At 48.2% G+C, this 12,454-nt stretch carries 12 protein-coding genes; 7 read left to right on the top strand and 5 right to left on the bottom strand.

The features are described from left to right. Positions 1 to 51 precede the first annotated feature (51 nt). The 6 genes from AC4G47_RS24200 (at position 52) to AC4G47_RS24175 (ending at position 7,432) form a co-directional block, all read left to right on the top strand. Positions 52 to 1,395 (top strand): ABC transporter substrate-binding protein, encoded by a 1,344-nt coding sequence (locus AC4G47_RS24200; protein ID WP_491103103.1) that lies wholly within the window; start codon positions 52 to 54, stop codon positions 1,393 to 1,395. A gap of 157 nt (positions 1,396 to 1,552) precedes the next feature. Then, complete coding sequence (locus AC4G47_RS24195) at positions 1,553 to 2,443, top strand: carbohydrate ABC transporter permease (protein WP_491103101.1); 891 nt, start codon at positions 1,553 to 1,555, stop codon at positions 2,441 to 2,443. Between the two features lie 26 nt (positions 2,444 to 2,469). Beyond that, on the top strand, positions 2,470 to 3,312 hold the full coding sequence (locus AC4G47_RS24190) for a carbohydrate ABC transporter permease (RefSeq protein ID WP_491103099.1): 843 nt from the start codon (positions 2,470 to 2,472) through the stop codon (positions 3,310 to 3,312). Next, positions 3,309 to 4,787, top strand: coding sequence for an arabinan endo-1,5-alpha-L-arabinosidase (locus tag AC4G47_RS24185; RefSeq protein WP_491103098.1), 1,479 nt, complete (start codon positions 3,309 to 3,311; stop codon positions 4,785 to 4,787). Before AC4G47_RS24190 ends, AC4G47_RS24185 begins: the two co-directional genes overlap by 4 nt. Positions 4,788 to 5,410: 623 nt before the next feature. After that, the gene (locus AC4G47_RS24180) at positions 5,411 to 6,391 is read left to right on the top strand and encodes a glycoside hydrolase family 43 protein (RefSeq protein ID WP_458125618.1); all 981 of its coding nucleotides are present in this window, start codon (positions 5,411 to 5,413) and stop codon (positions 6,389 to 6,391) included. A 195-nt stretch (positions 6,392 to 6,586) separates the two neighbouring features. After that, positions 6,587 to 7,432, top strand: coding sequence for an EcsC family protein (locus tag AC4G47_RS24175; RefSeq protein ID WP_491103097.1), 846 nt, complete (start codon positions 6,587 to 6,589; stop codon positions 7,430 to 7,432). Between the two features lie 275 nt (positions 7,433 to 7,707). On the opposite strand, the gene AC4G47_RS24170 is transcribed toward AC4G47_RS24175, so the two are convergent. Further along, positions 7,708 to 8,982 (bottom strand): MFS transporter, encoded by a 1,275-nt coding sequence (locus AC4G47_RS24170; RefSeq protein ID WP_124117101.1) that lies wholly within the window; start codon positions 8,980 to 8,982, stop codon positions 7,708 to 7,710. A gap of 210 nt (positions 8,983 to 9,192) precedes the next feature. Between AC4G47_RS24170 and AC4G47_RS24165 the strand changes: the two genes are divergently transcribed. After that, positions 9,193 to 9,405, top strand: a complete 213-nt coding sequence (locus AC4G47_RS24165; protein WP_491103095.1) for a hypothetical protein — start codon at positions 9,193 to 9,195, stop codon at positions 9,403 to 9,405. Positions 9,406 to 9,557: 152 nt separating this feature from the next. On the opposite strand, the gene queF is transcribed toward AC4G47_RS24165, so the two are convergent. The 4 genes from queF to queC all read right to left on the bottom strand — a co-directional run bounded on the left by queF (position 9,558) and on the right by queC (position 12,092). Further along, positions 9,558 to 10,049: a preQ(1) synthase gene (queF, locus tag AC4G47_RS24160; RefSeq protein WP_491103094.1), complete on the bottom strand. Its 492-nt coding sequence runs from the start codon at positions 10,047 to 10,049 to the stop codon at positions 9,558 to 9,560. 108 nt (positions 10,050 to 10,157) lie between these two features. Next, positions 10,158 to 10,931 carry a 7-carboxy-7-deazaguanine synthase QueE gene (gene queE, locus AC4G47_RS24155; RefSeq protein ID WP_491103093.1) on the bottom strand — a complete coding sequence of 258 codons (774 nt, stop codon included), beginning with the start codon at positions 10,929 to 10,931 and terminating at the stop codon, positions 10,158 to 10,160. Continuing rightward, the gene (queD, locus tag AC4G47_RS24150) at positions 10,924 to 11,415 is read right to left on the bottom strand and encodes a 6-carboxytetrahydropterin synthase QueD (RefSeq protein ID WP_491103092.1); all 492 of its coding nucleotides are present in this window, start codon (positions 11,413 to 11,415) and stop codon (positions 10,924 to 10,926) included. Before queD ends, queE begins: the two co-directional genes overlap by 8 nt. After that, positions 11,412 to 12,092, bottom strand: coding sequence for a 7-cyano-7-deazaguanine synthase QueC (gene queC, locus AC4G47_RS24145; protein WP_491106779.1), 681 nt, complete (start codon positions 12,090 to 12,092; stop codon positions 11,412 to 11,414). Before queC ends, queD begins: the two co-directional genes overlap by 4 nt. Positions 12,093 to 12,454 lie beyond the last annotated feature (362 nt).

Genomic DNA, 12,454 nt, shown 5'->3' with positions numbered 1-12,454 from the left:
ATATTTCATCCAATTGAATACGGTTACAAATCCAGATCAGGAGGGGTTCAGATGGTAAAGAAAAAGAATTGGGTCACGTTTATGCTTCTTATGCTGGTAAGTGCACTGGTACTTGCGGGCTGCGGAGGAGGAAGCAGCGGTGCAAGTGGGGACAAGGAGTTAACGTTTATGTTCCGCGGGGGCACAGATGAGCAGAAAGCATACCAGGCGGTGGTCAAGAAATTTGAAGAAGATCATCCGGGTGTGAAAGTCAAAATTATTGTAACGGCTGCGGATCAATATGCAACCAAGCTGAGAGCGGCAATTACTGGAAACAGCTTGCCTGACGTATTTTATTTTAACCCAGGCGATATTAAGGCCTATGTGAACAGCAATGTTCTCATGAATCTTACACCTTACATTGAAAATAATGCGGATGTAGATTTGAATAACATCTGGAAATATGGAGTGGATCTATACCGTTATGACGGCAAGATGGCAGGACAGGGTGATCTCTACGGCATGCCGAAGGACCTTGGGCCATTTGCACTAGGCTACAACAAGACTTTGTTTGAAAAAGAAGGCATTCCACTCCCTGACAAGGATAAACCATATACATGGGAAGAGTTCATTAAGGTGAATCAGCAAGCGACCAAGGATACCAACGGGGACGGTAAACCGGATGTATTCGGTACAGGTTTTAACGTACAGTGGGCACTGCAATCCTTTGTGTGGAGCAATGGCGGGGACTGGCTGGATGAGAGCAAAACGAAGGTAACCATTGATGATCCGAAATTCGCAGAAGCTCTGCAATTCTTCGCGGATATGCAGAACGTATACAACATTACACCTTCCATTGAGGAAGCGCAAACATTGGATACCTACCAACGCTGGATGAAAGGCGAAATGGCCTTCTTCCCTGTAGGTCCTTGGGATATGAGTACATTCGAGACTTTGCCTTTTGAGTATGATTTGTTACCTTTCCCTGCGGGGTCGACTGGCAAGTCAGCTACGTGGATTGGTTCCCTGGGAATCGGGGTATCTGCGAAATCGAAACATCCGGAAGAAGCGGCAGCATTAGTGAACTACTTAACCGCTTCGAAAGAAAGTATGCAACAACTGGTAGATGCCAAGGTACAGATTCCGAATCTGCTTGATATGGCAGATGAGTGGGCCAAAGATACATCCACGAAACCGGCCAACAAGCAGGAATTCATTGATATCGTAGAGGATTACGGACGTTCTTTGCCAGGTAACTACACGTACAATGCAGAGTGGTATGACCTGTTCTACACGGACATCCAGCCGGTATTGGATGGCAAGATTACAGCCGCAGATTATGTGAAGCAGCAACAGCCGAAGATGCAGAAACTGCTCGACAAAGCGGTTGAACAGGAACAGAAATCTCAGAAATAGTAGATAGGAAAGGGCGATGCCGGCAGCCTGCAATCATGCTGCTGGCATCATTCGTATTGGGTATTATTGGATTCCATACGGGCATGTGGCATTCGTTGATCGGCAAGGTTCAATCGAAGAATGCCACATGCTGATACTAGAAACAGGGGTGAACGCTGTGATTACGAAATCGAGTTTGTATCGCAAAGAGATGCTGTACGGATATCTGTTTATTTTACCTCCGATTCTTGGGTTGCTGATCTTTGTCATGTTCCCATTCCTCTACTCCCTCTATGGTTCCTTTACCGACTGGGATGGACTGGGACAGATGAACTTTATCGGATTGGCCAACTTCAAGGACTTGCTCACGGATGACTTATTTTACAAAGCGATGTTTAATACATTCTTCCTGATGCTGGGGATCCCGATCGGCCTTTTGCTGGCATTATTGCTGGCTATGGGTTTGAATCGTAAAATTCCCGGGACTACGACCTTCCGTGTCATTTATTATATTCCGGTCATCTCTTCCCTGGCTGCGGTGTCCATCATGTGGAACTGGGCGTATAACGGGGATTACGGTCTGGTTAACCAATTCCTCGGCCTGTTTGGCATTGAGGGTCCCAACTGGCTCGCGAACAAAGACACAGTCAAACCAGCACTGATTATTATGACGATATGGAAAGGTTTGGGATACACCATGTTATTGTACCTGGCAGCGCTGCAAAGTGTATCACGTACATATTATGAGGCGGCTGAACTGGATGGAGCCAATGGGTTCCAGATTTTCCGCAATATCACGTGGCCGATGGTGAAGCCTGTTACCTTTTTCCTCGTCGTTACGAATATCATTGGCGGTTCCCAGATCTTTACCGAGATGAACATTATGACGCCTACAGGTGGTCCTGAATATGCATCGGCTTCGATTGTCTTCTACATTTGGCAGAAAGCCTTCAGTAACCTTCAGATGGGTTATGCGTCAGCCATGGCTATGATTCTTGGTATTTTCATTTTTGTCATTACCTTGGTGCAATTCAAAATGAACGAAAAATCAGCCTATGATGGGGATTAATTGTCAAGGGAAGGAGTGAATCGGAGATGTCTTACAGTCAAAAAAGGAATTTAACGAACACGATCATTTTTATCGTACTCGCGATCGGCGCTATTGCGATGGTTGCACCACTGATCTGGATGCTATCCACTTCATTGAAGGAGAAGCAGGATGTATTCGCGCTTCCACCTGTGTGGATCCCTGAAGTGTTCCAATTTGATAAGTATAAGGAAATTTGGGAAGCAGGCCCGCTGCTCAGCGGGATCAAAAACAGCCTCATTATCGCGGTGAGTGTAACGATCGTGGGTACGTTTACATCCAGTATCGCTGCGTTTGCTTTTGCCAAATTGAGGTTTCCACATAAAAACAAACTGTTTCTTGCTTTGCTTGCTTCCATGATGATTCCATATCCAACAGTCATGATTCCACAATTCATGATGTTCTCAAAGCTTGGGTGGACAGATACATTATTGCCGCTTATTGTACCGGGGTTGTTCGGTAATGTGATTATGATCTTCTTCCTCCGGCAATATCTGCTTAGTGTGCCAGATGCCATTATTGAAGCAGCCAAAATTGATGGAAGTTCCTATTTCCGGCTCTATTCCAGTATCACGTTCCCATTGATTAAACCTGCCGTTGCTGCACAGTTAATTCTGTGGTTTATGGGGATCTGGAACGATTATCTCGCACCGATTATCTATCTGAATTCACCGGAGAAGCAGACGCTGCAGCTGGTTATAGCGAACTTCAATGCCACGTATGCAATCCAGACGGATTATCCACTTATTATGGCAGCGTCGATTGTGGCTCTGTTACCGGTATTAATCATCTTCCTGATCTTCCAGAAACAGATTATTGAATCGGTTGCCATTTCGGGAGTGAAGGGATGAATCAGCGGAATAACTTCCGAGGGTGGACATTTTCGAAGAGAGGGGTTGTTGCTTCCATGCTGTTACTGCTTATCGGGGCTACGGGTTGCTCAGGAGATGGGGGAGGAGATGCGAATTCACGTCCCGTATTTCCGGATGCTCCCCAAGATACGGTACTGTACGACAATTCTATTCTGGATGATGAATCTCGCTGGACGGTTAACAATGCACATGATCCGGCGATTATCAAAACAGACCAGGGTTACTACGTGTATTCCACGGACGTTCGCGTAGCGGGAGAGCCCAAACCTGGCGTCATGGTACGTAAATCCGATGATCTGATCCACTGGACATGGGTGGGCCAGGCTCTGCCGGGTATCCCAAAAGAAGCGTTGGACTGGACAGGTGCTCTTAATCTATGGGCACCGGATGTGATCCAGGCTGGCGATACCTATCGGATGTATTATTCGGCTTCTACTTTTGGCAGCACTCAATCGGCGATTGGATTGCAGACATCCTCGTCTCCGGAAGGTCCTTGGACAGACGAAGGGCTGGTTGTGCAAACTTCCGCAAATGAACAAGACAAACTGAATGCGATTGATGCCAATCCCATTGTGGATGCCGAGGGCAATTCGTGGATGGTATACGGTTCTTTTTTTGACGGAATCTATATTGCGCCACTCGATCCGGACACCGGGAAATTCAAGGACGAGGGTTATGGTACCCGCATTGCCGCTCGGGATCGTGCTACCGAAGAAGGTGCAGTCGAAGGTCCATACATTGTGTATAACCCGGAGTTCAAAAAGTATTACCTGTTCGTCTCATATGACTCCTTATTTGAGGACTATAACGTGCGGGTTGCGCGTGCTGATTCAATCACAGGACCGTACACGGACATAAACGGCAATAACATGCTGGATACGGAGCATCTGCCGCAATATGAGATCGGCACCAAAATTCTCGGCGGTTATCGCTTCACAGAAGGCGAGGGCTGGGTTGCGCCCGGACATAACTCCGTTCTGAAGGACGGAGACGATTATTACATCGTGCATCATGCAAGGGGCGAGACGGATAAACACTGGCCGTATCTTCATGTACGCAAAATGTTATGGACCAAGGACGGCTGGCCTGTTGTCTCACCGGAGCGTTACGCCGGTGAGACTGCACAGGACATTCCGAAGTCCATGATTGCCGGGGAGTGGGAAGGCATGGCGCTTGATCCGTCCGTGGACGGGCAGATTCAGGCCGTGCCATATACCCTAACGGGCAACGGTAAAATTCAAAGCGAAAACGGTTCAGGAACCTGGACGTTTGATGGTAAACAAACATTGACACTGAAGTGGAAAGAAAGCCCATGGGGCGGAGCTTCCACAGAAGAGCTGAAGCTGCTCCCGTCCTGGGACTGGGAGCGAAGCCAGTCTGCGCTCGTAGTGACAGGCCTTAATGACCGCGGTATCGCGGTCTGGGGCAAGCAAATTAGCGAAGCTGAGGAGTAAGGGAGCGAGCAGCGAGCGCGAAAAGAGCCGAGCTGCTGCGCCAAGGTGCACAAGCAGTGAGGGGGAGGAAGGAGCTGCAGGAGCGAGTTTGGCATCCGATTTCAACCGCCAGGAGCGGTGGAAAGAGAAATCAGAGGACAAGAGAGCACCAAGGCCTTGCCACCTCTGAACGTCCGCTGTGCACCACAAAGCTGTCCTGTTAAGGTGCGATAACGGCAAGGTATTGCTGCCTTTAGACACTCAAGATGCATTTATGCTGGCCTAAGTTTAAGGCCAATCATGTACTAAATATGGGGAGAGTTGACCCTGCGAAGCGGTCAACCCCATAAGACCGAGCCACCAAAAAGGCTCGAAGTGAGGTTGTAACCCAGCGAGCGCGAAAAGAGCGAGCTGCTGCGCCAAGGTGCACAAGCAGTGAGGGGGAGGAAGGGGCCGCAGGAGCGAGTTTGGCATCCGATTTCAACCGCCAGGGGCGGTGATAAAAGAAATCGGAGGACAAGAGAGCACCAAGGCCCTGCCACCCCCGAACGTCCGCTGTGCACCATGTCTTGCCTTTTCTTTTCACGTATGCGTTACATCCCTAACTCCGAGCCATCACATACATTTGAAAGGGGAGCATTCCCATGACTGATTCCATTACCTTTACTAATCCCATTCTGGAGCAGCGTGCTGATCCGTGGGTGTACCGTCATACGGACGGTTACTATTACTTCTCCGCATCCGTACCAGCTTTTGACCGGATTGAGATCCGGCGAGCAAAGACTTTGGAAGAGTTGAGAAATGCGGAGCCGGTAACGGCTTGGACGAAGCGTGACACAGGGCCGATGAGTGCCAACATCTGGGCACCGGAGATTCATTTTATCGATGGCAAATGGTATATACACTACGCTGCGGCTCACACCAGTGAGACCAAAGAAGGCCTGTTCGATCATCGGATGTATGTTCTGGAGAACGATTCTGCGAATCCACTCGAAGGAGAGTGGGTAGAGAAAGGACAGATTTACACCCGGTGGGAATCATTCGCGCTGGATGCAACGACCTTTGAACATAAGGGAATCCGCTATCTGGTCTGGGCGCAGAAAGATCCCGATATTGTGGGCAACTCGAACCTGTACATTTCCGAAATGGAAAACCCATGGACGCTACGCGGCGAACAGGTCATGATCTCTACGCCAGAGTATGATTGGGAGATCATCGGCTTTAAGGTCAATGAAGGAGCAGCCGTGATGCATCGGAATGGGCGGTTGTTTATCGGCTACTCGGCCAGCGCGACCGATTACAACTATTGTATGGGTCTGCTCACCGCAGATGAAAATGCCGACTTGCTTGATCCGGCTAGCTGGGTGAAATCACCCAAGCCGGTATTCCAGACTTGTGAAGCGAACGGCCAATACGGTCCGGGCCATAACAGCTTTACGGTGTCACCGGATGGCAAGACCGATATTCTGATTTATCATGCGCGTAATTACAAAGATATCGAGGGCGATCCCTTGTATGATCCGAACCGTCACGCCCGTGCTCAAGTGATTCGCTGGCGTGAAGATGGCACACCTGATTTCGGTGTTCCGGTTCCAGATGGAAAAGCAGTAGCAGAAGCAAAATAAGAGGTAGTGAAACCATAAATACGAGAGCCCTTAGTTAGCGAGTGATGCTGATTAAGGGCTCTTCCGTATGTGAACGATAAGGAAGAGTGGTCTACGTATCGATGTCTTGGATATAAAACAAAGCAACCACAACGATGATTTCTGCGTATGAGAAAGATACAGATTGCGATACACAACCTATTAGGAGGATCATATATGGATTCACGCGAAACATTGGACCAGGAACTCGAACAGATTTTGAAATGGGAGAAACAACAGAAGGACTTGTTTATTTGGGATAAAATCGGGCGTTTGCCCTTTGCGATGTTGGATAAAGTGATGCCTAAAGCGCTAAAACAGAAGATCGGAGATTCCCTGAACGACGTCGGTCAGTATGTGCAGAATGGGGGCAAATTTCTCGTACAGAAGAAAAAAGTAGCCAAATTGCTGCAAGAGGAAGCTGAGAAGTCCGGTTATTCCATGATAAATACGACCGATCATCTGGAGCAGGAAGCAGAAGCTGAGGGCACAGCCAAGATTCATAGTGTAGAGAATCTGCCACTTCAGGTGCTGGACCAGGTGGCTGATAACATTACTGAGAGTCGAACGAAGTTTGCCGCCGCTCAGGGAGCAGCTACAGGTTTTGGTGGTATTGTAACGATTGCAGCAGATATTCCGATGGTGATGGGACTTTCCCTGAAGGTTCTGCAGGAGATGGCACTATGTTACGGGTATGATCCGGATGAACCGCTGGAGCGTATCTTTATTGTCAAATGTCTGCAATTCTCTTCCGCCGATATTGTAGGCAAGAAAGCGATCATTGAAGAACTGGCGGCTTACGACGACCCGGACAAACCTATTGAAGTGGTATCGCAAATGCAGGGCTGGCGTGAAGTTTTTAATTCCTACAGTGAATCCTTTGGCTGGAAGAAACTGTTCCAACTCGTTCCGATTGCCGGCATGGTGTTTGGTTCAGTGAGCAACAAAAATACAATTCGGGATGTAGCTGAAGCAGGTAAAATGCTGTACAAAAAACGGCTGATCCTTCAGCGTTTGAAATAATGTACAGAAGAACTTAAATGAAAGAGATAAATTTTACAAACTAAACAAACAGGGTTTCTATGATCTTTGGATCGCAATAATATTGTTTACGAGAGTGTTGAACATCCCGCAGTGTACACAATGGTAGTGTTGTCATGTGTGACGTGGAATAGAGCGCCTAAAGCTAAATACGAGAAAACAAATATAACAAAAAGGTTCCTGCCGTTCTGTATATACAGAGTTGGCGGGAACCTTTTTGTAGTGGTTAAACTTTTTATTCAGCTTGCAAATGTAGGTTACTCTTCACTACCATTTTCTTTCGCCCAGATATTCAGTAATTTATCGGATGGAAGCAGGAACGTGAAGATCCCGAGCAGTGGCAGGAAGCTGCACATCTGCATTACCGGTGATACACCGAAGACATCAATCCAGTTGCCCAGTACAAGTGCGCCCAGACCTCCCATACCAAATGCCAGACCAGTGATCAGTCCAGAGACCGTTCCGATTTTGCCTGGAATCAGCATTTGTGCATAGACTACTGTAACCGAGAAGCTGGATAACATGATAAAACCAATAATGGTTAGCAGTACACCTGTCCAGAACAGATTCGCATAGGGCAACAATAACGCCAGTGGAGCAGCTCCCGCCATGGACAGGAAGATCAGGTTGCGTTTGCCGAATCGATCCGCCAGTGGGCCTCCGAAGAACGTACCAAGTGCTCCGGCAGCCAGGAACAAGAAGATATAGATCTGAGCGTCCTCTGTGGACAATCCAAAAGTATCTTTCAGATTAAACGCATAGAAGCTGCCGATGGAAGCGATGTACCAAGAACGAACAAAGACGAGCAAGATTAATATCGTAATGGCGGCAGTAATCTTCTTGCGCAAAGCTGGATTGGGTGCACGACGGGCAGCAGCCTGTCTACGCAGGTATCCTCCCGATTGCAGCATGCGTCCATACCAACGGGCTATGTAGATTTGAACTGCAATTCCCATGGCAGCAATGCCTGTAAATCCAATAGCTCCGAACAGACCAAACGGGATAAAGATCCAACGTGTAAGCAATGGAGCCAGGGATTGACCAGCGTTACCACCGACTTGGAAGATGGATTGTGCCAGCCCACGGCGCTGACCAGCAGCCATATGTGATACCCGTGAGCCTTCTGGATGGAAAGCAGCCGAACCCAGACCGACAAAGATAACGGAGATCAGGACAGCCATATAACTGTCAGCAAAGGCCAGCAGCAACATGCCGGTAAACGTAAAACCCATACCGATGGGCAGAATGGAAGGCGTCGGTTTTTTATCTGCAAACCAGCCTACGACAGGCTGCATAATGGATGCGGTAAAGTTGATAGCAAAGGAAATCCATCCGATCTGAGTATACGTGAGATGCATGGAATCTTTTAGAATCGGAAAAATGGCTGGAATGACCGACTGGATCGAATCATTGAAGAGATGAACCAGACTGATGGCAATGAGTATCCGGTAAACGGTGCTTTGGGCATCCGATCCGGGTGGGGCTTTCGAACGCGCGGCGGCGTCCTTGGTTAATGTGGATTGCGTAGACATGTACAATTCTCCTTTGGTCGCGGTCACGAGGGATCAGCGCCTGATGTTGTAATCTATGCGTTTAAGCATATTGTTACATAATAGGATAGATTGATTGGACCGACAAGGGGAACAAGAGAAAACGTACATTTACAACAGAAACGTATTGCTTTAGCATCTACTGTAAGAAGATCCATATTTATGTGTAAGAAGGCCAGAGGAGGGATGGATATGAAATCGCTATCACCTTATGCTTCTGCGAAACGTGAGCTGGTGATGACCATTGTATATATGACTGTAATAACGTTTCAGGCTATATATGTTGCACCGAAATCTCTATCTGCTGCCATCGTCATATTTATCATATTTCAATCGATAGGTGTGCTGATGTTGAGACATTACATCAGAAAAATCAAAAAACTAAAGGAAGATCAGTCTACTTAAATGCACTGCGATCCCATTGTATCGAGAGACTGAGGTTCTACAGGATTATACTAAACAAAGAAAAAGCCGGACTTCTTCAGGTTTGAAGAGTTCGGCTTTTCTGTGTCCTATAATTTGATTTTATTTATAGCAGATTTGATTTACACACCAGTTTAACGATTATCAATCGTCTCTGGATACATATCATGATTCATCATACGCTGGTCGGCCATCTGTTCGTACTTCGTTCCCGGCTTACCATAGTTTGTATAAGGGTCAATGGAAATGCCGCCACGCGGTGTAAATTTGCCCCATACTTCGATGTAGCGCGGGTCCATCAGCTTGATCAGATCGTTCATGATGATATTCACACAATCCTCGTGGAAATCACCATGGTTGCGGAAGCTGAACAAGTACAGCTTGAGTGATTTGCTCTCCACCATTTTCACATCCGGAATGTAGCTGATATAGATCGTTGCAAAGTCCGGCTGACCCGTAATCGGGCAAAGGCTAGTGAACTCCGGGCAGTTGAATTTTACAAAATAATCACGGTACGGATGTTTGTTATCAAAGTTCTCCAGGATTCCCGGATCATATTCAAACGTATATTTTACGTTCTGGTTGCCCAGCAACGTCACATCTTGCATTTCATCAGGTTGTCTCATCGGTTCGTAAACGCTCCTTGTTTCCGTCAAAGCCCGAAGCCTCACGGTATATATGAATAGGCAATTCTGCCTGTTTAACTCTCTTATTGTCTCCACCCATACTGCCCATTAGACGCCTCGTTTGTTGCCCCATACCAACGTATGAAGCTGTGGAAGCACACGAACATTGTTCAGGTCATCGGCAGCACTGACTTGGTCAATCAGCCACTCATAACGAGCAAGCAACGAGGACGCCAGATCTGGCGTATCGGCGGAAGTCACATCCGGGTTACCGGTTTGTAAAAATAAATCCGTGCCCGGATACCGTGCATGCACACGGCGGGCATAGTCCAAGTCTGTCTCATCGAAGATCACGATCTTCAGACTATGACTTCGTTCTACCGGGCCAGCGGCCAGCCGTTCGATCAGATCATCCAGCACGGCCCAATCGGTGTCCATGCCGGAGCTAGGTGGCTTGGGCGAGACCGTGACTTCGTCAATGTCTGCCAGCCAAGGCTGCCAGCGGGAGCCTTGCGTCTCCACCGCGGTGCGGATGCCGTTCTCCCGCAGCAGGGCAACCAATCCGCCCAGCGAAGCGAGCAGGGCGGGGTTACCACCGGAGATGGTGACATGGGAGAAACGCGTGCCGCCAACGCGGCGCAATTCTTCCCATACGTCCTCCGGCGTAATCATCCGAATCTGGTCCTTGCCACTGCCGTCCCAGGTAAAGGCCGAGTCGCACCAGGAGCAGCGATAATCGCAGCCCGCGGTGCGAACAAACATCGTTTTTTGACCGATCACCATGCCTTCGCCTTGAACCGTCGGGCCAAAAATCTCCATCACAGGGATACGAGCCTCTTGGTTGCGTTCGCGCGACTGTCTCTGTTCTACAATACTACTCATCGATCATCCACTCCCGTCTCGCCTCAGCGTAACTGGTTGGTGTCTCGAAGAGTCGGACAAACTCTGTCCGCCCACCGTCTGTCAGCCCGGCATAGGGCTCCGTTTGCAACGCATGTTCCATCTGTTCGAACAGCCAAACAACCATATTTTCCGCCGTTGTATTCATTAAAGGAAGCGTCTCGTTAAGGTACTGATGATCCAAATACCCCTCAATCTGAGTTTTCCAAATATCTTTGATATGTCCAAAATCAACCGTCAGCCCGGTTTCACCCGGATAACCGCTGATGCCAAAAATAACTTTATACGTATGACCGTGCAGGTTCTTGCACTTACCTTCGTAACAATGCAGATGATGTGCCGCGTCAAAGGTAAATTCTTTGCTGACCATTACACGCTTGCGATGATATCTCAGTTGTGTAGGCAGGATGTCCTCGTCAATTCGCTGCAATCGCTCAACAATACGGAACGTTCCAGGCTCTCTCATCGCACATCCACTCCCGCAGATTCAGCAGCAGTACGCTGTTGCACATAGCGATCCAGTCCGGCTTTGCGCAGTTTGCAGGCAGGGCATTCTCCGCACCCATCGCCAATCACACCGTTATAGCAGGTCAGGGTACGCTCGCGTACATAATCAAAGGCACCGAGATCATCCGCCATCTTCCACGTTTGGGCTTTGTCCAGCCACATGAGCGGCGTGTGAATGACAAATGGATAGTCCATCGACAGGTTAAGCGTCACATTCATCGACTTCACAAATGAATCCCGGCAATCCGGGTATCCGCTGAAATCCGTCTCGCATACACCTGTAACCAGGTGACGTGCTCCTTTTTGCTTTGCCATAATGGCTGCAAAACTGAGGAACAGCAGATTCCGTCCATCTACAAATGTGCTCGGCAGTTCGCCTTCTTCATGGGTAATTTCTACATCCGTGCGAGTGAGCGCATTGGGTGCAAGTTGGTTTAACAGGCTCATATCCAGAACCGTTTGCTGTACGCCCAGATCGCGAGCAATGTCTGCTGCACACTCAATCTCCAGCTTGTGGCGCTGACCATAATCGAACGTAACGACCTCGACTTCGGCAAACTGTTGTTTGGCCCAGAATAGACAAGTTGTACTGTCCTGACCGCCGCTAAATACAACGACTGCTTTTTCTTCGTTCAACATAAAAAAACCTCTCCATCTTCTTGAGATCAAACCATGCACGTATGCATAGAGTGTCGGAAGAACAGAGAAGTTCATGAACTAACATCCATCAAAAAACACACCTTCCCAATAACCGCTTCAAAAAAGCCGCCATGAGTAAGTGTCCTTAGTTTTTTACGTACATGATTGCATTGTGACTGCTAACGTGTACGCAAGACTTATACTGACCATCGCATGGTCAAGTCTTATAGAGGGAGTTCGCGAACCTCTCCCATGCCCTAGGCATGGATTTTCTTCTTCAATTGTCTGATCCATTATAACATGAAACCGCGTGGTGACCACCCCACTGGAGCATAGTGGCAGCTAATCGGGTGACTTCA

The sequence above is a fragment of the Paenibacillus sp. Negev47 genome (assembly GCF_058313655.1).
The sequence above is the reverse complement of the archived record's forward strand: the minus strand, read 5'-3'. Positions and strand labels throughout refer to the sequence as shown.